Consider the following 20,928-nt stretch of genomic DNA (forward strand, 5'->3'; position numbering starts at 1 on the left):
GCCTCAGGGGCGCGGCGCAAGCTCCTCCTGGCGCAGGTGCAGCCAGTTGGTGTCCGCATCGACCCGCTGGCCGCTCTCGCGCTGCGCTCTGGCGCGCGCGGCCTTCGCCTCTTCCAGCGCTGCGGTCTTGGCCGCGCTGCGATCAATCCAGAGGCGAAGCCCTGAAGCCTGAAACAGCATGGCGCGGTCGCTCGGACTGTCGCCCGCCACCAGGAGCGGCCGGTTCACCGCGTCGATATACGTGCGGATGCCCGCGACCTTGCCCTCGTACCAGGTGTTGGGCGCCCAGAGGGTGGAGGTCATCTCCATGCCCATGTGCCGCTCGGCCGGGTAGTGCGCATCGAGGAAGTGCCCCTTGGCGATCTGGCTGCGCGCGGTGGTGAGCGCGCCGCTCCGGGGATCGCGCAGCACCATAGTCACCCCGACGATGTCTTCAGGCGCGATGTTCAACCCGTAACGCGGATCGGACAGCACCATGCGCGCCAGTTCCTCGGAGGCCGCCGTCACGACATAGACATGGACACCGCGCGCGCGCAGTTCATCCAGAAGTTCGCGCTGCGCTTCAAAGATATGCGGGCGCTCGACCGTTCCCGAGACGACCTTGCCGTCCTCTTCGTAGCGCACCGGGATCGGCGCGGTGCGCGCCATCAAGGCATCGACCTCGCCCTTCAACTCACCCAGCGTGTGCCCGGAAAAGACCTGCGCGATCCACGGATAGCACAAGTTGTCGTCGATCTCGCACAGGCGCAGATAATAGCCGTAGAGCGTCTCGCCCTTGTGAAAGGGAATGGGCTTCAGCGAGGGATCGAGTGCCTTGGGCGAGAGCTTGCCGCGCGCTTCCATGAAAGGCAGGAGCGATTCCTCCAGGTCGTTCTGCCAGATCGTGTTGTCGGCATCGAATACCGCGAAGGAACCTTCGGGCGCATCGGCTAGGGCACGCTTGATCGACGCCCGCGCCCCGGCAGGCCAATGCGCGAGGGGCTCGTTTGCGGCGCTGGCCGTAGCCGTCAACGCGGCCACGGCGCCCAGCAGCCCTGAAAGGATACGCACCTTCATGCCACCGCGCCCTGCTCGAAGGCCGGGTCGGAAAGGCTCGCCTTGCCGGTCTCGACATGGCCTGCGAAGCGGCGGCGGCGGGGCGAGCCCTGCTGGGTCACGACCAGATCGTACCAATGATCGCTGGCCGCAACCGACACCGGCACCCGCTGCTCCTGACCCGGAGCCACGGTCACGCTCTGCGCGGCCAGCTCGCCATAGGTGGGAGCGGCGATGGTGAAGGTCAGCGGCGCCGGCCCCGGGTTACGGATAACGAGATGGACGGTATCGCGCGCCCGTTCATCCAGTGTCACGACAGGAGCCGCAACGCCCTCGTCTGCGGCCTCGCCAGCCAGTTCGCGCAGCCAGCCGTTGGGCCCGAAGACAGCCAGATCATACACGCCGCTACGTGGCAGGCCGGGAAGGCTCGCCGCGATCTTCTTGCCCGGCTCCACGGTGTAGCTCCAGGGGCCGAGCTCGCGGCTGCCCTTGGCGTAGACCTGGTAGACGATGCCGCGAGTGCCCAGGTTGGCGAAAGTCAGCTCCAGGCCGTCTTCCGTGCCCCGTGCGTGCGCATCCATGCGGTAGGGCAAGGGGCGGGTCGGACGGCGTCCGGGCTCCTGGGCGGGCAGCGTTTGCGCTTCGGGCACTTCCGGCAAGGGAAGCTGCGCGACCGCCATGATCTTCTGCAGATAATCGTCAGTGGCCGGCAGCGTGTGGAGCGCCGAACCGTCGGGGTCGGCAAAGTCGAACAGGCTGGTGAGGTCGCCCGTCACCTGGCGGCGCCACGGCGTGATGTTGGGCTCCATCACTCCAAAGCGCTTTTCGAGGAAGCGGATCACCGAGGTGTGGTCATGGACTTCGGAATTGACCCAGCCCCCGCGCGACCAGGGCGAGACGACAAGGAGCGGCACGCGCATGCCAAGGCCGACCGCGTTGCCCTCGTAGACCTCGCCGCGCGTGTCGACCGTGCTCGCACCCGCAATTCCGGCGGCGGCCGGAACGGGCCCGGGCATGTGGTCGAAGAAGCCGTCGTTCTCGTCGTAGTTGATGATGAGCGCGGTCTTGGACCAGACCTCGGGATTGGCCACCAGCGCGTCGAGGATGCGCGAGACCATGTCCTCGCCAAACGCGGGCGGCGCCTCGGGGTGCTCGCAGAACTTGGTGGGCGTCACCACCCAGGAGACCTGCGGCAGGCTATCGGCCTCCACGTCGGCGCGGATCGCATCGACAAGGTGCTGGCCGGTGCTGTCGGCCGCGTTCTCGGCGGTCGAGCCGGGCACGAGGGCGCGGCCCCGGCGGTAGAGGTCGCTCTTGGTGTCGAGGCCACGGAACTGCTCGAAATAGGCGAGCGAGTTGCACCCGAAGTTGTCGTATTCCTGGTAGACCTTCCAGTCGACCCCGGCCTCCTGCAGGCGCTCGGCGTAGGTCGTCCAGCGTGCGACCTGGTCGAAATCGGCCTTGTCGCGGGCCATGTCGCCGGTCCAGTTGCCATCGTCCTCGTTGTGGACGGCCTGGCGGCGCGTATCGCCCACGGCCATGCCGCTGGTGCCGGTGAACAGGTACATACGGTTGGGGTTGGTGGGCCCGTGAAGCGAGCAGTAGTAGGCGTCGCACACGGTGAAGGCGTCGGCGAGCGCGTGGTAGAAGGGCACGTCCTCGCGTGTGAAGTAGCCCATCGTCATCTCGCCCTTGCGGCGGATCCAGCTGGCGTAGTCCGCCCACTCGGCCGAGGTCTGCCCGCCCTCGCCTTTCCAGCTGTGATCGAGGCTCTTGAGAAGCTGGCCACTGGTCGTCTGCCCGTTCATGCGGAAGGGCAGGATCGCGCCGCCGTCCGGGCGCGGCTGATGAAACACCGACTTGCCCGAACGCAGCGGCATGGGCCGGGGATCGGCAAAGCCACGCACGCCCGGCAGCGTGCCGAAATAGTGATCGAACGAGCGGTTCTCCTGCATCAGGATCACCACGTGCTCGACGTCTTTGAGCGTGCCGGTGCGGTGGTTGGCGGGCTGCGCCAGCGCCTTGGCGATCGGCGCAGGCACCGATCCCGCTGCACTCGCCGCGGCGAGGCGCTGGAGGAACAGGCGACGATCAATCATGAGCATTCTCCGGTGTGCATTACCGGCTGAATAACCATTCACTCAATCTTTCTCAAGGTCATAGGTCACATTTACAACCTCCTCGACCGGATATCGGGCGTCTCGGACACTCGAATCAAGATCATATTGAATGATCATTCAAAAATGAACAACGGCGCACATAAAGAAAGGGGGATGGCGCCCAGCGCCATCCCCCTCAGTCGTCAGAGTTCGTGAAAACCGGAGCGCTCAGAGTTCCTCGGGCCAGTAGAGCCGCATCGGATTGGTGATAAGCAGCTTCGTCTGCAATTCAGCCGTGGGCGCGAGGCGCGGAATCATGTCGACGATGTGACCATCGTCGGCGATCTCGTCCTGCATGTTGGGATGAGGCCAGTCGGTCCCCCAGATGACGCGATCCGGGTAATCGGCAACAAGCGGAGCAACCGCAGCCGCGAAGTTGTCCCAGGGATCGCCCATGCCGCCTTCCTTCAACGCATCGAGGCGCTCGGGGCAGGTGGCCTTGAACCAGATGTCCTCGCAACTGTCGAGGAAGGCGCGGAAGGCCTTCATGTCGGCGCCGTCAGGCCCTTGCGTCACGTCCGGGCGCCCCATGTGGTCGATGACCAGCGGCACGGGGATCGCATCCATGAACGGGCGCAGTTCCTCCAGAATATTAGCCTCGAAGTAGATCACCACGTGCCAGCCTTCAGGCAGGCGCTTGGCGACTTCGAGGAACTTGTCCTTTGGCGCATTGTCAACAAGGCGCTTCAGGAAGTTGAAGCGGATGCCGCGAATACCGCCTTCGTGAAGTGCGAGGAGCTCAGCGTCCGAAATATCGGGATCGACCACAGCCACGCCGCGCGCCTTACCGTTCGACTTGGCAATGGCGTTCAGCGTCGCGGCGTTGTCGGTGCCATGGCAGCTCGCCTGAACAACCACGTTGCGCGAAAAGCCCAGGTGATCGCGCAACGCGAACAGCGTTTCCGGGCTGGCGTCCTCGGGCAGGTACTTGGCCTTAGGGCTGAACGGAAACTCGGCCATCGGACCGAAAACATGGCAGTGCGCATCGACCGCGCCTTCGGGCGGCACGAACGAAGGCTTGCTGGGCGCGGAATTCCAGCAGACGATACGATCAGACATAGACCTCTCCATCCATCAGCTTGCGCGCGGTGCGCAGCAGGGCAGCGCTCGTGACCGAGCCTCCTTCGTTCACTTCAAGGACACAGCTCATCTCGCCGGTCGGATGCTCGACCGAAAGGGTCTTGCGCGCGCCACCCGGGATCTGCGCGACTTCGGCTGCGGGCGTTCCCTCGATGAGAGCGGCGGTCGCCACTGTCACCGCCGCCAGCACGCCGACTGTCGCATGGGCACGATGCGGAATGAAGCAGCGGGTGTTGATCGCACCTCCGTTCACAGGAGGGGAGACGAGGAACATCTTGGGCACCGACTTTGCGGTCACATCGCCCAAGTTCATCCGCTCACCCACGGCCAGGCGGATCGCCTCGACCTTTTCCTTGAGCTCGGCGTTGGCCTCCAGCTCCTCACGGGTCTCGGTGCCGACAATCCCCATGTCCACCGCCTTCATGATGACGCAGGGCATGCCGTTGTCGATAAGGGTGACGGCCACGCCATTCACCTCCTCAACGGGCTTTCCAGTAGGCAGCAACGAGCCGCACATCGAACCGGCGGTATCGCGGAACTCGACCGGGATAGGCGCGTGGGTTCCGGGCACGCCATCAATGGCCGCCTCACCCGCATACGTCACCATCCCGCCCGGGGTCTGCACCACCTCGACAGCGACCTGCCCGGTGTTGACCATATAGATCGCCACCCGTGTCTCATCGCCCGTCGCCGCGACAAGGCCGCGCTCAATGGCGAAAGGACCGATCCCGGCCAGGATATTGCCGCAGTTCTGCGCGTCCGAAACGGTCGCCTGATCGACGAAGACCTGGAAGAAGTGGTACTCGACGTCGATGCCTTCGCGCTGCGATGCCGAGACCACCGCGACCTTGCTGGTGAGCGGGTCCGCCCCGCCCATGCCGTCGATCTGGCGCGGATCGGGCGAGCCCATCACGCGCAGCAGGAAAGCATCGCGCGCGGCGGGATCCCTCGGCAGATCGTCCTTGAGGAAGTAGGCGCCCTTCGATGTCCCCCCGCGCATCCACATCACCGGAGCGCTGGTGGGAAGATCAGACATACTTGAGGCCTTCCTTCTCCAGGCGCTCGCGCATCTTGTACATGTCGAGGCCGAGGACGCCCGAGGCCAGCTTCTCGCGCTTCTCACCTTCGTTGGCCTCGCGCGCCTGCGCGGCCTTGAGGACTTCGGCGGCCTTTTCGCGCGGCACGCACACCACACCGTCGTCATCGGCCACAATGATGTCGCCCGGATTTACCGAGCAGTTGGCGCAGACGACGGGCACGTTGACCGAGCCGATCGTGTTCTTCACCGTACCTTGGGCGTAGACAGCCTTAGACCAGACTGGGAACTGCATTTCCGTGAGGTCACGCACGTCGCGCACGCCCGCATCGATGATCAGACCACGGCAGCCGCGCGCCTGCGCACTGGTCGCCAGAAGGTCGCCGAAGTAGCCGTCTTCGCACGGCGAGGTCGGCGCGAGCAGGAGCACGTCGCCTTCGTTGAGCTGCTCGATGGCGACGTGGACCATCCAGTTGTCGCCCGGAGGCGAACTGATGGTCACGGCCGAACCGGCGATGCGCGCGCCCGCATAAATCGGGCGCATGTAGCTGGCGAGAAGGCCCGTACGCCCCTGCGCTTCGTGCACGGTGGCAACGCCGCAGGCGGCCAGGCCGTCGATGATCGCAGGATCGGCCCGCTCGATATTCTGGACGACGACACCCGACATGGCAGCACTCCTCTTCGCTCGTTATCAATTCAGGTAGGTCCTGACATGGGCTTCGCGCGCGCGAGGGGGAAAGAGAACTTTGGCAATCGCCATTGGATTTGGCTAAAGATGCCCGCATGGACGTTTGGGAACTGAACTTGCGCCACTTGCGCGCAGTCTTGAAAATTGCCGAACTGGGAACGGTCAGCGCGGCGACGAGCGCGGTCAATCTTAGCCAGCCCGCAATAACACAGGCGTTAGGACGTCTGGAGGGAGCGCTGCAGGTTCCCCTCTTCGAGCGGCGCCACGACGGGATGGTGCCCACGCACGCCGGGCAGATCCTCCAGGCGCGTATTTCGGCCGCGCTCCTGCACGTGCGCAGCCCCCACGTCACGATGTCGCGCCTGCGCGCCCTACTAGCACTTTCGGACAGCGGCAGCTACGCAGGCGCCAGCCAAGAGACCGGACTTTCGCTGCCCTCGATCCACCGCGCGGTGAACGACCTTGCCCTCGCGCTGCGCCGCCCGCTGGTGGTTCGCCGAGGCAAGCACGTGGTGATGACCGAGACCGGCGCCCAGTTCGCACGCGAGTTCCGCCTCGCCGTAGTCGAGCTGGAAGCCGGGCTCTCCGAGATTCAGGCGCTGCGCGGGCACGAGACTCGCCGCATCGCCATTGGCGCCATGCCGCTCTCGCGCGCTCGCATCCTCCCCCTGGCCGTGGCCCGCTTCCACGCGCGCCGCCCGCGAGTGCAGCTCACCATCGTCGAGGGCTCGCGCGCCGAACTGGTCGAACCCTTGCGCAACGGCTCGCTCGACGTGATGGTCGGCGCGCTGCGCAGCCCGCTCGTCGAGACCGACCTCGAACAGCGCGCCCTGTTCGAGGATGTGCCCGTATTCCTGGGCCGCCACGACCACCCGCTCGTCGGCACGCGCCCGGAGGCCGCGGATCTCGCCCGCTACCCGTTCTGCCTGCCCGCACGCGGCACGCCGCTTCGCGACAGCTTCGAGCGTTACTTCGAAAGCCATGGCCAGAGCCCGCAGGTCCCACTGGAATCAGGCTCGGTGATGATGATCCGGCAGGTCATGATGGACAGCGATTTCCTGACCCTGCTCTCGCGTGACCAGGTGCCCGTCGAGCTAGAAGCCAGGTGGCTCTCACAGGTCGCTCAACTCCCCGCACAATTCCACCGTGTTATCGGCATGACCACCCGCCACTCACTGCGCCCGACCACTGTTCAGGAGGAGTTTTTCGCCGATTTGGAACAGGCCGCGCGTGAAATAACGGCAGGCACAAAAGCGCGCTGATTAGGCAAAGCTTATAAGACCAAGGCAGTTCCGATTAGCCGCCCGCCGCCCCCGGGGGCAGACATGCCCCCCATGACGCAGGTCCGCACCAAGTTCGCTTGCCTTATCGGCTTTGGAGAAGCCGGATCGACCTTTGCCCGCGCCGGAAGCTGGGGGCCGCGCGCCGCCGCCTTCGACATTGCGCCCACGCGCCGCGCGGTCATGGAGGAACTGAACGTCTTGCCTTGCGCCAGTGCCGAAGAGGCCCTTGCCGATGCGTCCCTGGTGCTTTCGCTCGTCACCGCCGACCAGGCGCTTGAAGTCGCGCACACCTGCGCGCCTCTTATTTCGTCCGACGCGCTGTTCTGCGACATGAACTCGGTTGCGCCCGGCACCAAGCGCGCCGCGGCCGAGGCCTTTGCCGCCGCGGGCAAGCGCTACGTCGACGTCGCCATCATGGCCCCTGTGAACCCGGCGCGCCTGGGCGTACCGCTCAACATCTCCGGGCCCGACGCGGCGGAGGCGAAGGACCTCCTGTCGGGCATGGGCTTTGAAAAGACCCGCATCGTGGGCGATGCCATCGGGCGTGCCTCGGCGATCAAGCTGGTCCGTTCGGTCATGGTCAAGGGACTGGAGGCGCTCACCGCCGAGATGATGCTGGCCGCCCACGCCGAAGGGGTAGCCGAAGACGTGCTTGCCTCACTCGATGCGAGCGAAAAGTCGATCACCTGGCCCGAGCGCGCCGACTACAATCTGGACCGAATGATGATCCACGGCCGCCGCCGTTCGGCAGAAATGGCCGAGGCCGCCGCGATGCTGCGCGACCTGGGCATCGATCCGCTGATGACGCAGGGCACGGTTGCGCGCCACCAGGAGATCGGCGAACTGGGCCTCACCCCGCCGCCCGAATGCTATGCGGCCAAGCTCGACGCCATTACCGCATCACAAAAAACCCATCCGAATTCGAACAAGGGAGAGAGCTGAAGCCATGTCGCTCGTCATTGACTGCCACGGTCACTATACCGTCCTGCCCAAGGGCCACGATGCCTGGCGCGAGGAACAGAAGGCCGCCTTCAAGGCTGGCACCACGCCCCCGCCCTATCCGGAGATCACCGACGAGGAGATCCGCCAGACGATCGAGGACAACCAGCTCAAGCTCATCAAGGAGCGCGGCGCGGACCTCACGATCTTCTCCCCGCGCGCCTCGGCCATGGCCCCGCATGTCGGCGACCAGGCCGTGGCCGCCGAGTGGGCGACCCACTGTAACAACCTCATCTACCGCGTCACGCAGATGTTCCCCGAGACGTTCGTGGGCGTGTGCATGCTGCCCCAGAGCCCCAAGGCGGACCTGACCGCCTCGGTAAAGGAACTGAAACGCTGCATCGAGGAGCTGGGCTTCATCGGCTGCAACCTCAATCCCGATCCGGGCGGCGGCCACTTCGAGCACCCCCCGCTCACCGATGAATACTGGTTCCCCATCTATGAGGCGATGTGCGAGCTGGACGTGCCCGCGATGATCCACGTCTCGGGTTCGTGCAACCCGGCGATGCACGCGACGGGCGGCTACTACCTTGCCGCCGACACGGTCGCCTTCATGCAGCTGATGCAGGGTGACCTTTTCGCGAAATTCCCCAAGCTGCGCTTCATCATCCCGCATGGCGGCGGCGCGGTGCCCTACCACTGGGGCCGTTACCGGGGCCTCGCCGACATGCTCAAGAAGCCCAGCCTCGACGAATACATCATGAACAACGTGTTCTTCGACACCTGCGTCTACCACCAGCCGGGCGTCGACCTGCTGGCCGACGTGATCGACAACAAGAACATCCTGTTCGGCTCGGAAATGGTGGGGGCGGTGCGCGGCATCGATCCCAAGACCGGCCACTACTTCGACGACACCAAGCGCTATGTCGACGCGCTCAACATCACCGAAGAGGAACGCCACGCGATCTTCGAGGGCAACGTGCGCAAGGTGTTCCCGCGTCTCGACGCCAAGCTGAAGGAACGCGGCCTCTAAGGGGCCGCCTTCCTTCACCTACCCAACCGACCCAAGGGAGAGGTCCATGGCTGGACACAGCGACATTCACGAGTACCTCGCCGACTTCGAGGACATTCCAGGCACGCGCGTCTACACCGCCGCACGTGCCCGCAAGGGCTACCACCTCAACCAGTTCGCGATGAGCCTGATGAAGCCGGAAAACCGCCAGCGCTGGCTGGCGGACGAGCGGGCCTACATCAACGAATGGCCGATGACCGAGGAGCAGAAGGAGGCCGTGCTCGCGCGCGACTACAACCGCCTGCTCGACCTTGGCGGCAACATCTACTTCCTCGCCAAGGTCTTCTCGACCGATGGCCTCAGCTTCGTGCAGGCCGTCTCGACGATGACCGGCATGAGCGTGGAAGACTACCAGGCGATGATGGTCGCAGGCGGCCGCTCGCCCGAAGGCCAGCGTTCGATAAAGGGAGACAGCTGAGATGGCCAAGATTACCGCAGGGGTGGCCTCCAGCCACGTGCCGCTGCTCGGCGTAGCCTCGGACCAGGGCAAGGACCGGGACGATTATTTCGGTCCGATCTTCGCCGGGTACGACTGGACCCGCGAGTGGATCGCCAAGCCCGAAAACAAGCCCGATGTGGTGATCCTGATCTACAACGACCACGCTTCGGCCTTCGACATGAGCATCATCCCGACCTTCGCGATCGGCTGCGGGGAGCGCTATGCGCCCGCTGATGAAGGCTGGGGCCCGCGCAAGGTGCCCGACGTGGAAGGCCACCCGGACCTGGCCTGGCACATCGCGCAGAGCCTGATCCTCGATGAATTCGACATGACCATCATCAATGAGATGGACGTTGATCACGGCCTCACCGTGCCGCTCACGATGATGTACGACAAGCCCGATGCCTGGCCGGTCAAGGTCATTCCGCTCGCGGTCAATGTCGTCACCTATCCGCCGCCGTCGGGTAACCGCTGCTGGGCGCTGGGCGAGGCGATCGCGCGCGCGGTCAACTCCTTTGGCGAAAATCTCAACGTGCAGGTCTGGGGCACGGGCGGCATGAGCCACCAGCTCCAGGGCCAGCGTGCGGGCCTCATCAATGCCGAGTGGGACAACATGTTCCTCGACAAGCTGATCGGCGACACGCAGGACCTGCGCCACGTCCCGCATATCGAGTACCTGCGTGAAACGGGCTCGGAAGGCATCGAAATGGTCATGTGGCTGATCATGCGCGGCGCGCTGGGCAAGAGCACGAAGTGCCTGCATCGCCATTACCACGTGCCTTGTTCAAACACCGCGATCGGGCATATCGTGCTCGAACCCGTGGACGGGAGCGTGCCGCCCAGCCCCACGCTCGAAGGCAACAATGAAGCGGCTCAGGCCGCGATCTGAACCGATGGGCAGGCGGCGCGGGAACAATCCCTGCGCCGCCCCGCTCACACGTACGAACAGACCAAGGAGTTCCCCCTCATGCGTATAGCTCTCGTTGGCGCCGGCGCCTTCGGTGAAAAGCACCTCGACGGCCTCAAGAACATCGACGGCGTGGAGATCGCGTCGGTCATTTCCCGCCGGGCCGACCAGGCCGCCGAAGTCGCCGCCAAATACGGCGCGCCCCACTCGGGCACCGAACTTTCCGAAGCTCTCGCGCTGCCCGATGTCGATGCCGTCATCCTGTGCACGCCAACCGCCATGCACGCCGAGCAGGCGATCGCCTGCATGGACGCGGGCAAGCACGTCCAGGTCGAGATCCCGGCCGCGGACACCTGGGCCGACGCGCAGGCGGTGATGGAGAAGCAGAAGGAAACCGGCCTTGTCTGCATGGTCGGCCACACCCGCCGCTTCAACCCCTCGCACCAGTACGTGAAGAACAAGATCGACGCGGGCGAGCTCAACATCCAGGCGATGGACGTCGAGACCTACTTCTTCCGCCGCAAAAACATGAACGCCAAGGGCCAGCCGCGCTCCTGGACCGACCACCTGCTGTGGCACCACTCGGCCCACACCATCGACATCTTCCAGTACATGACGGGCTCCAAGGTCATTGCGGCGAACGCGCTGCAGGGCCCCAAGCACCCGGAACTGGGGATCGCTATGGACATGTCGATCCAGATGAAGACCGAGGCCGGCCAGATCCTGACCCTCTCGCTTTCATTCAACAACGATGGGCCGCTGGGCACCTTCTTCCGCTACATCGGCGACACCGGCACCTACATTGCGCGCTACGACGATCTCGTCACCGGCCGCGAGGAGCCCATCGACGTCTCCAACGTCGATGTCTCGATGAACGGCATCGAACTGCAGGACCGCGAATTCGTCGCAGCCATCAAGGAAGGGCGTGAGCCCAACTCCTCGATCGCCTCGGTCCTCGACTGCTACCGCGTGATCGGTGAACTCGCCGCCAGCCTCGAAGCGCAGGATGGCTGGTCCTGAGCATGACCCGCACGATTAACGGCAAGGCCCTCAATCCCGTCGGGCTTGGCTGCATGAACGTAGCCTGGGCCTATGGAAATCCGCCCGAAAGGGCGGATGCCGAGGCCCTGTTCCGCCACGCGCTCGACAATGGCTGCGACCATTTCGACACGGCCAACATCTACGGCAAGGGCGTCTCGGAAGAAATCCTGGGCACCGCGATCATGGACCGGCGCGACGAGTTCTTCCTCGCCTCCAAGACCGGGATCATCGTCGATGGCGCGCGCCGCGGCATCGACTGCAGCCCGGACGCGATCACCGCGTCGATCGAGGCGAGCCTGGAGCGCCTGCGCACCGACCACATCGACCTGTTCTACATGCACAGGTTCGATCCCAAGGTGCCCATCGCGGATTCGGTAGGTGCCATGGTGCGCGCCATGGAAGCGGGCAAGATCGGCTCCTACGGCGTCTCGGAGTGGTCCTCGGCCCACATCCGTGAAGCCCACGCGGTGCACCCGATGGCCGCGGTCCAGACCGAGTACTCGCTGTGGACGCGCAACGTGGAACTAGGCGTTCTGGAAGCGACCAAGGAGCTGGGCATCGCGCTCGTTGCCTTCTCGCCGGTCGCACGCGGCGCACTGTGCGGGGAGCTGACCGATCCGGCCACGCTCACCGAAAAGGACCTGCGCCGCACGCACCCGCGCTTCCTGCCCGAGAATTGGCCCGCGAACCTGGAGCTCATCCAGCAGTTCAACGCACTCGCGGCAGAGGCTGGCGTGGTGCCCGCCCAGCTGGCGCTGGCCTGGGTCCTTGCCCAGGGCAAGAACATCCATGTGATCCCGGGCACCCGCTCGGTCGCGCACTGGGAAGAGAACAACGCGGCCGCCTCCCTCGATGTCCCCGTCGAGATCTTGGAGAAAGCCGCAGCCCTCATCAACCAGGAGAGCGTGCATGGCCACCGCTATCCCGAAGTGATGCGCGGCACGATCGACACCGAGGACTACGTCTGAGCCCCAGGGCCTGAGAGCCGCCATTTCGGCGTTAGCGCAAGAGCCCTCCCCCGGGCCTGCCGTGGGAGGGCTTTTCGCATCAGCTCTGCGCGCCCTGAAAAGCCGCGATCCGGCGCGCGACGTCCGCCGCGATATCGGCGTAGAAGGCCGCAACGTCGTGGTAATGGAGGTTCCCCGCCGGAAGCGGTGCATACTCCAGCTCCGGATTGACCTCGAGCATGGCGATGCCCTCCTCGCAGGTGACCGAGACCGCACCGGAGACAAGCGCCTGCAGGTTCCCCTCACCTGCCTTTCCAGGCAGCGCACCACTCCCGCGTGCGCGCCCGGCAAGCGTCACTGGGTCGTTGCACAGCAGTCGTGCATCACCCTCAGGATGTGCGGTGAGGAAGGGCCCCTGCGCCCGCGCACGGTAGGCTTGCGTATCGCTACCCGCGTGAAAGGTGTTCCAGCTGAGCACGCAGCCGGTGTCGTCCTGGCCCCGGCACGGGGAGAGCCCGGCCAGATCATGCGCGAAATCGCCCTCGAGCACGGCCACCCCCACGACATAGGCCGCGACCATGCGCGCGGCAAGCGGTGTGCCGCGCACGTGCTCCTCCAGCAGGCGGCGCACCATCAAGGCACCCTGGCTGTGGCCTACGAGGACGAAGGGCTGACCGTCATTGGCCTTAGCCAGATAGTACGCAAAGGCACGGGAGACATCACCATAGGCAAGATCGTAGGCGTGCGGCCCCTCCTCTCCGTCAAGGACGGCTGCAAGCGAGGCCTGGCGGTAACGCGGCGCGTAAATCCGGCAGCAGGCGTTGAACGCGCTGGCCTGGCGCGCCAGCGCCGAGATGTCGGTCCAGCGGTTGGTCGGGCCATCGGCGACATCCGCATTCCAGGCGCTACGCGACAGGAAGCTGGTAGGATGAACGTAAAAGACGTCGACCGCGTGCGCGCTGCCCTCGGCCAGCCCGCCGCCGGGCTGCTGCAAGGCGCGCGAAGGACGTCCGGGCCAGGCCGCCCAGGTACGCGGGTTGGTATAGTCGGGCGCCGGCGGAGCCGTACTTTCGGCAAAGGGCGGTGGCCCTTCCTCCACCACCGAAGCCGGGCCTGATGTGCCCACCGTCCCCAGACCGAATGCAAGTATTCCTCTCAGCATCGCGCCCCCTGAAATTCCCACTGTGCACCTCCTCCTGCGACACCCATCTTCGCTACCAGCAGGTCACAGGTATGACAGGACACGATCCTCCGTCTCTCGCTGCTTGAACAGCCCCTCTCGCCGCGCTGGCCATTTGCGCACAGGCAGGGCCCATTCGCCGATAGGGAACCTGGGCAGCGCCAGGGATTGAAGGAAAGGACACACGAGGATGCCCGAGAACCGCAAGACCGCCGTTGTTACGGGCAGTACACGCGGGATCGGACGCGCACTTGCCGAAGCGCTCCTGACACGCGGGATCAACGTGGTCGTCTCTTCCACCAACGCCGAGGAGGCCCGCGCGGTCGCCGAGGAGGTCGGCCGCGACATGCCCGCCAGTGCGCTGGGCCTTGCCTGTGACGTCACCCTGCCCGAGGACGTCAACGCGCTGTGGGCGCAGACCTGCGTGCAGATGGGCAAGGTCGACATCTGGATCAACAATGCCGGTCTCGCGCTTGGCGGCCCCCTCATGCAGATCACCGACGAGGACATGCGCTCTATGCTCGACGTCAATGTCATGGGCGTGGTCCATGGCTGCCGCACGGCCATTCGCGGCTTCGCGCAGGCCAAACACGCCGGCGCGCTCTACACCATGCTCGGCGCAGGGGCCGATGGCAGCCTCGTGCCCCAGATGAGTGGCTATGCGGCAAGCAAAGTGGCGGTCACTTACCTCATGGATTGTCTGGCCGAGGAGACGCGCGACACACCCGTCCTCACCGGATCGCTGAGCCCCGGCCTCGTCATTACCGAAGGGTTCCTGCGCGAGAACCGCAAGGCAGGCGGCATGACCCCGGAACGCCGCGCCCAGGTCAACCTCATTGCCGACCATCCCGCCACCATCGGACGCTGGGCCGCGCGCATCGTCGACACCAACACCGAGCACGGCAAGACCTTCCACTGGCTCACCCGCCGCAAGATCCGCGAACGTGCCCGCAGTGGTCGGCGCGAAGTGCTTTCGGCCTACCCCGAACTCGCGGGCGGTGCATCGCAAGCCGGCCTTTCCGGGTGATGGGACAAGACAACTGACAAAAGTACAGTCTTTCCGAGGGCCATCGCCCTCGCCCCCCCAAACTGTCCAGCTCACTTCTCGCGCACGACGTTGGCTGAGATAAGGCGAGGTCTCCCGTTATGAGGTCGAAGGGCGATGCCCCTTTGTTCGGTTCTGCCTTCTTTCAAGTCCGTTCTCGGCAGATGAACAGCGCTGCGCAAAGCCCCCTGCCCCAACGCACCTCTTGCGGCACACTCGCCCGATGACCAAGACGAGACGAGCCGCCACGCAGCCGAAGCACGTCGCCCTTATCACGTTCGCACTCGCCGCTTTCGGGCCGGGCCTGCTGCAGATGCCGATGATGGCCTACGTGCCCCAGCTCTACGCCAAGGAATTCGGCATCGACCTCGCCGCACTGGGCGGCGTGCTCGTCAGCCTGCGGGTGTTCGATGCCGTCACCGACCAGCTCATGGGCTACGTCTCAGACCGCACGCGCACGCGCTGGGGCGCGCGCAAGCCCTGGATCGTGGCGGGCGGCCTGCTCTGCCTCATCGCCTCCTTCTTCCTGCTGCGCCCGAGCGGACCTGTCGGCCTTGTCTACCTTGTCGCGTGGAAGGCGCTCTACGACTTCGGATTCACGATAATCGACATCAACCAGCAGTCTTGGGGCGCGGAGCTGACAACCGACTATAATGCGCGCTCGAAGATCACGGGCGCCAAGGCCATCGTCACCCAGCTGGGAAGCCTGGGCAACTACGTCCTGCCCATCGCGGTCGCCTGGTTCGGCCTCGCCGAAAGCTCGGCCTACTCGATCGACATGCTCGCCTATTTCTTCGTGGCGGCCGCAGTGATCTTCCCCATCACGATCGGCATCAGCTTTTTCTTCGCGCCCAAGGGGATCGCGCTTCCGGCCAAGCGCCCCAAACTGATCGGCTTCCTGAAGTCGGTGCGCTCCAACAAGCCCTTGTGGATCTACCTCGCCTCTTTCACCTTGTGCGGGATGGGGATGGGGATCCTGCAGATCATCTTCACTTTCTACGATGGCTACCTGAAACTCGGCGCCTGGTACCCCTATCTGATGACCGTCTTCGCGATCACCATGACCGCCTCGATGCCGCTATGGATCTGGGCCGCAGGCCGTTTCGGCAAGCACAGGAGTTATGTCGTTGCGGTCACGATCTCCAGCCTCGCGATGCAGGGCTACTGGTTCGTCGATGTCGCCACGATGAGCCTCGACACGATCCTCGCGATCAGTTTCGTTGTCATTGTCTTCATCGGCGCAGGCGCGTCTGCCATCGTCGTCATCAGTCCCGCGATCCTGGCCGATGTTGCCGACTATGGGCGCCTTCGCACTGGTGAGCAGCGCACCGGGGGCTATTTCGCCTTCTACCTTCTCACCAACAAGGTGGCGCTGGCCATCGGCGCGGGCGCGGCTTTCCTCCTTCTCAGCCTGTTTGGCTACGATGCGCGCGCGGGCGCCACCAACGGTGCGACTGCCGCCTTCGGCATGCTGTTTACCGTCGCGCTGCTCCCCGCAATTCTCAAGATCGGCGGCGCGCTCATCATCTGGCGCTTTCCGATCGACCAGCGCCGCCACGCCGTGATCCAGCGACGCATCGCCCAGCTCGAGACCCGCCAACTCGAAGCCCAGGTGCCGCTCGCGCCCGTATGAGCCCCTTGTCCACGAAAGGCCATTGCCATGTCGCACCCGAACAATCCGCCCGCACACCGCTATCTCGAAGCCATGGACACCGAAGATCTCGCCCGCATGGTAATGAGTCTGCTCTCCGAGCTGTGGATCACGCGCGACCGCCTTGCTGTCGTGGAGGAACTGCTCGAGGATAAAGGCGTGCTCGAAACCGGCAGCGTGGAGAGCTTCGAATGGACGCCCGAGCGCGAGCCCAAGGTGGAAGCGCTGCGCGACCGCATGATTGCCTCGGTCATGGGCGCACCGCTTGCGGCCAAGGAGCGCACGTACCAGAAGATCCTGGAGCGTGCCGGCTTCACCACAGAGTAACCGGCACGCTCCAGGGCAATCAGGGCAGGACCTGGCTGCGCGCCATTCCGCCCAGCACCCGCCAGGCACCGTCTTCGCGGATCCAGGTATGGGTGACATCGAAGCGGTCGTCGGCGGGCGTCCCGTCAGCGAGCCGCGTTCGGTGGGTGCGATAGTAGATGATCGCTGTCTCGCCGTGCAGTGTGAAATCGATCAGCTTGATCGCCAGTTTCTCCTGCGAGGCCTGGGGGTTGGCAGGGGCCGCATCGAACCCGTCCACCCGCATCGGTGCTGCCAGCACCGGCGGCCAGGCCATGTACCCCTTGGCGGTCGTGTTCGCATAGGCTGAAATATCGCCCTTGCTGCGCCCCTCGTAGATCGCCTGTTCCAGCGTCCAGATCGCCGCGCGCGCGGTTTCGGTCTCGTCCGCCCGGACAGGCGCACTGCCCACTCCGACCACAAGTGCGGCCAACAGTGCGCCGATGCGCCATCTCGAACCCGTCATCGTCCTTATCCTCCTGTGCTGGATCGTGTGCTCATCACAGCACGCCCCGGGCCCTTTGCCGCAGTGCCGATGCGCCGCCTGCTCACCTGTTGAACAGCGCCTGGGAAAATGCGCGCGTGGCGGAAGCCCTTGCCGCACCCTGCCGGAAGGTAGAAACTGATGCCCTAGCCGAGGATGGAGGCGCGAAATGAGTGAGGCGAGGCCGGAAGGAACCGGCATCCAGGCCGTGCGGATGCCCGTCGCGTCCCAGACCATGTCGCAGCGCAGCCGCGCCGGGCTCGACGTGCTGGGCGGCATCCTCAAATTCACCTCAGTCGCAACGCGCGAAGCCGCACGCCAGGACTTCGAGAGCAGCCCTGAAGGCCGCGCGCTTACCGAGGCGCACGCGACCGGCACCGCCGATACGCCCGAGGCGATTGCAGAACGTGTCGACAAGGCCAAGGCGCTTGCCGCCAGCCTTCCCGACTACCGCATGGAACGCTTCGCCCAGCGCTACGTCGCCGAGGAGATGATGAACCGCAACCTCGTCGCCGCCGAGGAAATGCGCGCGATGCATGAGCATCTCGACAGCCTGCCGGTAAACAGCGCAGGCGGCCGCCTCGCCCTCGATCCAGAAGCCCCGCTGCCCGACTGGTACGAGGGCATCCACTTCCATCTCGCCCCCATCGGCGTAGGGGACTACGACCTTGGCACCAAGGGCGCCGGGATCGGGCGCGTGTTCCGCTACGGCGGCTTTGCCGCAGTGCCGCCGGGCTCCAACATTGGCGGCCAACGCATCGCTGTTGTCCATCACTTCCGCCGGCGCGACCACAAACGTATCCTTGAGATCGGCTGTGGCAGCGTGTTCACCCTGCTCGCGATCTCCAAGGTCTTTCCCGAGGCCGAACTGATCGGCTGCGACCTCAACGGCCGAGGCCTGGAAGAGGGCCACCGCCTCGCCGAAAAGATGGGTCTCAAGGTGGACCTGCGCCAGTGCGACGCGCGCAGGACGGGCGAGGCGGACGAGAGCGTGGACGCTGTCTTCAGCTACGCCGTCCATCACGAAGCCCCCATTCCCGTGAACCGCGAGATGTTTGCCGAGGCCTTCCGCATTCTCAAATCCGGCGGCGAGATCGTGATCTCCGACCCACCCCCGTTCCGCGCGGTCGATATGTTTACCGCCGTACTCCTGGAATGGGACAACGACCACCGCGAGGAGCCCTATTTCCGCGAGACGTGCCTGGCCAACTGGGAAGACGAACTGCGCGCGGCCGGCTTTGTCGAGGTCGAGGCCTATGGCCTCGGCGCCCAATCCTACCCTTGGGTCACGCGCGCGGTGAAGCCCTAGGCCCGCCAAAGGCGACACACAACCCGGCGCATGCCTCCGTGATATTGCGCCCGCTCCGGCAATGCCGCATGTCCGCACCATGGACCAGGCAAATCGCCAGATACTCGCGCGGGGCATCTCGACAGTGGGACATCCCGCGATCGTGCTGCCAACCGCGAGTGTCGTAACGCTTGCAGGGACAGGTGAGGCAGGCCTACGCGTACCTTCGCTCATTCTGGGGCTGGCGCTGGTGTCGGGACTCCTGCTCTGGAGTTGGAAGAAGGTGCGGCATGGTCATTGGCGGCATTTCGATGCCTCCGCCCTGTCTGAAAGGGCCCAATGGAACCGGCAGGGCCTGCTCGCCACGCTGGCAGCCGCCATCACCGCAGCCTTTCTTGGCGACAAGACCCTTGCAGGTATCCTCGCAGCGAGTACCTCCATTTTCGGGATCGCCTGGATTTCAGGAGACTACCTGAAACTGTCCCAGCATGTCGCCTTCGCTATCCTCGCCGCTGGCATCTATGCCAGAGTCCATCCTGAACTGGCGCTGATCCAGGGACTTCTCACGGCGACCATCGCCTGGTCGCGCCTCGAACTTGCGCGCCATGGCCGCCTCGAGATACTTGCCGGTGTCCTGACCGGCATTCTTGCGGCATGTATCGCGACGCTTTGGGAGAGCTGATACCAACCTGTGCATTGTCTGACGCCCAGGGGATTTCCAGCCCGGCAAAATTGGTTCATATATGGACGCCCCCCTTGGCAATGGCATCGTTGTTGGGACGGGTTTGACCGGTTCTTTTCATATGTCCGGCCTGTTTATGCGGCATTTGTACTGCCGCTGGCCTTGATGGAAATCCGCCGGTGAGGTCCCTAAACACGCTCCCACGCCGTGAAGCCCATTGAATCAGATGGTCTGGTCTCAGCATTGCCTCGATCGTTATACCAACGCGCATAGATCAGAACCCATGGGCCCACTGGCGCAATCCGAGCGAGATGATCCGCCATGGCTGATCGACGAGTTGGTTCCAAGCGAAGCCGCAATGATCGACGATATCGTCGTAGGATTTGAAGATGCGGTTTGACAGCCAGTTGTCGGGCATGAACTGCCGGACGTTCTCGACCGGATTGAGCTCCGGGCACCTCGGGGGCAGCGGCATCAGCGTGATGTTGGGCGGCACGACCAATTCGGCCGATCCGTGCTATCCGGCCTGACCGAGCAGGATGACCGCATGTGCGCCGGGCGCGACGTGGAAGGCGATTTCCTCGAGGTGCATGCTCATCGCCTCGCTGTTGCAGCGGGCCAGTACAATGCCGACGGCTTCACCTTCGGCGGGACAAATCGCGCCGAGCAGCCATGCCGAGGAGCGCCGCTGATCCTTGGGTGCCGAGGGCCGCGTGCCGCGCTTCGCCCAGCGCCGGGTGAGCCTGGTCTGCTGACCGAGGCGAGCCTCGTCCTGCCACCACAGCTCTACCGGCGTTCCTCGCGGGAGTCGCCGCTTGATTTGCGCCAGACGGGTGGCGAAGCTTTGTTACAATCGACAATGTCGTCAGGCTGTTGGCCACGATGGCAGGGCCGCGCCGAGAGCTTGCGGTAGCCCATAGCGCGAAGCTCGCGCCCGAGGGTGTGGCGTGTGACCGACAATTGAGCCTCGTCCCAGATCCACTGCGCCAGATTGCACAGCCGTCAGCGCACTACGCCATGCGCTGCAGGAATTGGCCCAGCCTCGACGATCTCGGCAAGCCGGGCGCGCTGCTCATCGTTCAGGATCGAAGCCCGCCCCCGGGGCTTGGGCGTTTCCAGACCGTCGGGACCTCCCTCATTGAAGCGCAGAACCCAGTCGCGCACGATTTGCAGCGTCACGCCGGCTATCTTCGCAGCTTCGCTGCGGCTCCCGCCGTCTAGGATCAGCGCGACAGCCAACAGACGTCGGACCTGATCGGCATCGCCACTTCGTCGTGCAAATCGACGCAAATCCAACCCGGTGTAGTCAGATCGAACCCCAATCGCTGCCGCCATCGCAAGCCTCCATGTGCTTGCAACGTCGAAACAGATTTTCATCAGCTTGGGAATCCGTCGCGTGAGTCAGCCTCAGCGCGCCTTGGTATTACTCATCATCGAGTGCCATTACCATTTGGGGTTACCTGGCGTGATCAGATGAGATGGGCGTAGGGGTGATAGGCCTCCTTGCGGGTCGACACGACCCAAACGATCCGGGCGAGTTTACTGGCAAGGGCCACCGAGACGAGCCGGAAGAGCTTTTTCTCGGAAAGCTTCCTGATCCAGTTCGCCATCGGCGTACGTATTGATC

At 64.8% G+C, this 20,928-nt stretch carries 19 protein-coding genes and 1 pseudogene; 12 read left to right on the forward strand and 8 right to left on the reverse strand.

Annotation, left to right across the window (positions count from 1 at the left end; genetic code table 11):
• Positions 1–3: 3 nt before the first annotated feature.
• The 5 genes from FMM79_RS10660 to ligK all read right to left on the reverse strand — a co-directional run bounded on the left by FMM79_RS10660 (position 4) and on the right by ligK (position 5,977).
• Positions 4–1,056 carry an HAD family hydrolase gene (locus FMM79_RS10660; protein ID WP_148627486.1) on the reverse strand — a complete coding sequence of 351 codons (1,053 nt, stop codon included), beginning with the start codon at positions 1,054–1,056 and terminating at the stop codon, positions 4–6.
• Positions 1,053–3,134, reverse strand: coding sequence for a phosphocholine-specific phospholipase C (locus tag FMM79_RS10665; RefSeq protein WP_240339110.1), 2,082 nt, complete (start codon positions 3,132–3,134; stop codon positions 1,053–1,055). The genes FMM79_RS10660 and FMM79_RS10665 overlap by 4 nt, the downstream gene beginning before the upstream one ends.
• Positions 3,135–3,362: 228 nt before the next feature.
• Positions 3,363–4,253, reverse strand: coding sequence for an amidohydrolase family protein (locus tag FMM79_RS10670; RefSeq protein ID WP_148627488.1), 891 nt, complete (start codon positions 4,251–4,253; stop codon positions 3,363–3,365).
• A complete protein-coding gene (locus FMM79_RS10675; RefSeq protein ID WP_148627489.1) occupies positions 4,246–5,310 on the reverse strand; it encodes a 4-oxalomesaconate tautomerase in 1,065 nt (354 codons plus the stop codon). Before FMM79_RS10675 ends, FMM79_RS10670 begins: the two co-directional genes overlap by 8 nt.
• Entirely contained in the window at positions 5,303–5,977 is a 675-nt protein-coding gene (ligK, locus tag FMM79_RS10680) for a 4-carboxy-4-hydroxy-2-oxoadipate aldolase/oxaloacetate decarboxylase (protein WP_148627490.1), read from the reverse strand. Before ligK ends, FMM79_RS10675 begins: the two co-directional genes overlap by 8 nt.
• A gap of 116 nt (positions 5,978–6,093) precedes the next feature.
• Between ligK and FMM79_RS10685 the strand changes: the two genes are divergently transcribed.
• From FMM79_RS10685 to FMM79_RS10715, 7 genes are all read left to right on the forward strand, one after another.
• Positions 6,094–7,260 carry a LysR family transcriptional regulator gene (locus tag FMM79_RS10685; RefSeq protein WP_148627491.1) on the forward strand — a complete coding sequence of 389 codons (1,167 nt, stop codon included), beginning with the start codon at positions 6,094–6,096 and terminating at the stop codon, positions 7,258–7,260.
• Between the two features lie 63 nt (positions 7,261–7,323).
• On the forward strand, positions 7,324–8,223 hold the full coding sequence (locus FMM79_RS10690) for an NAD(P)-dependent oxidoreductase (protein WP_240339111.1): 900 nt from the start codon (positions 7,324–7,326) through the stop codon (positions 8,221–8,223).
• A 4-nt stretch (positions 8,224–8,227) separates the two neighbouring features.
• Entirely contained in the window at positions 8,228–9,253 is a 1,026-nt protein-coding gene (locus tag FMM79_RS10695) for an amidohydrolase family protein (RefSeq protein WP_148627492.1), read from the forward strand.
• Positions 9,254–9,299: 46 nt separating this feature from the next.
• On the forward strand, positions 9,300–9,710 hold the full coding sequence (ligA, locus tag FMM79_RS10700; RefSeq protein WP_148627493.1) for a protocatechuate 4,5-dioxygenase subunit alpha: 411 nt from the start codon (positions 9,300–9,302) through the stop codon (positions 9,708–9,710).
• Between the two features lies 1 nt (position 9,711).
• Positions 9,712–10,620 carry a class III extradiol dioxygenase subunit beta gene (locus tag FMM79_RS10705; protein WP_148627494.1) on the forward strand — a complete coding sequence of 303 codons (909 nt, stop codon included), beginning with the start codon at positions 9,712–9,714 and terminating at the stop codon, positions 10,618–10,620.
• Between the two features lie 78 nt (positions 10,621–10,698).
• A complete protein-coding gene (locus FMM79_RS10710; protein WP_148627495.1) occupies positions 10,699–11,658 on the forward strand; it encodes a Gfo/Idh/MocA family oxidoreductase in 960 nt (319 codons plus the stop codon).
• A gap of 2 nt (positions 11,659–11,660) precedes the next feature.
• Positions 11,661–12,647, forward strand: a complete 987-nt coding sequence (locus tag FMM79_RS10715; RefSeq protein WP_148627496.1) for an aldo/keto reductase — start codon at positions 11,661–11,663, stop codon at positions 12,645–12,647.
• A gap of 79 nt (positions 12,648–12,726) precedes the next feature.
• Here the strand turns inward: FMM79_RS10715 and FMM79_RS10720 are convergent, their stop codons facing one another.
• Entirely contained in the window at positions 12,727–13,788 is a 1,062-nt protein-coding gene (locus tag FMM79_RS10720) for a DUF3089 domain-containing protein (RefSeq protein WP_148627497.1), read from the reverse strand.
• 208 nt (positions 13,789–13,996) lie between these two features.
• On the opposite strand from FMM79_RS10720, the gene FMM79_RS10725 reads away from it, so the two are divergent.
• From FMM79_RS10725 to FMM79_RS10735, 3 genes are all read left to right on the forward strand, one after another.
• Positions 13,997–14,833 carry an SDR family oxidoreductase gene (locus FMM79_RS10725; RefSeq protein WP_148627498.1) on the forward strand — a complete coding sequence of 279 codons (837 nt, stop codon included), beginning with the start codon at positions 13,997–13,999 and terminating at the stop codon, positions 14,831–14,833.
• Positions 14,834–15,074: 241 nt separating this feature from the next.
• The gene (locus FMM79_RS10730) at positions 15,075–16,484 is read left to right on the forward strand and encodes an MFS transporter (RefSeq protein ID WP_148627499.1); all 1,410 of its coding nucleotides are present in this window, start codon (positions 15,075–15,077) and stop codon (positions 16,482–16,484) included.
• 27 nt (positions 16,485–16,511) lie between these two features.
• Complete coding sequence (locus FMM79_RS10735; RefSeq protein WP_148627500.1) at positions 16,512–16,829, forward strand: hypothetical protein; 318 nt, start codon at positions 16,512–16,514, stop codon at positions 16,827–16,829.
• Between the two features lie 19 nt (positions 16,830–16,848).
• On the opposite strand, the gene FMM79_RS10740 is transcribed toward FMM79_RS10735, so the two are convergent.
• Positions 16,849–17,313 (reverse strand): DUF4440 domain-containing protein, encoded by a 465-nt coding sequence (locus tag FMM79_RS10740; RefSeq protein ID WP_148627501.1) that lies wholly within the window; start codon positions 17,311–17,313, stop codon positions 16,849–16,851.
• A 187-nt stretch (positions 17,314–17,500) separates the two neighbouring features.
• On the opposite strand from FMM79_RS10740, the gene FMM79_RS10745 reads away from it, so the two are divergent.
• The gene (locus FMM79_RS10745; protein WP_148627502.1) at positions 17,501–18,640 is read left to right on the forward strand and encodes a class I SAM-dependent methyltransferase; all 1,140 of its coding nucleotides are present in this window, start codon (positions 17,501–17,503) and stop codon (positions 18,638–18,640) included.
• A 79-nt stretch (positions 18,641–18,719) separates the two neighbouring features.
• Positions 18,720–19,301, forward strand: coding sequence for a hypothetical protein (locus tag FMM79_RS10750; protein WP_148627503.1), 582 nt, complete (start codon positions 18,720–18,722; stop codon positions 19,299–19,301).
• A gap of 274 nt (positions 19,302–19,575) precedes the next feature.
• Here the strand turns inward: FMM79_RS10750 and FMM79_RS10755 are convergent.
• Positions 19,576–20,636: pseudogene (locus FMM79_RS10755) on the reverse strand (IS630 family transposase).
• Positions 20,637–20,928 lie beyond the last annotated feature (292 nt).

Source organism: Novosphingobium sp. BW1, assembly GCF_008107685.1.
Taxonomy (GTDB): Bacteria; Pseudomonadota; Alphaproteobacteria; order Sphingomonadales; family Sphingomonadaceae; genus Novosphingobium.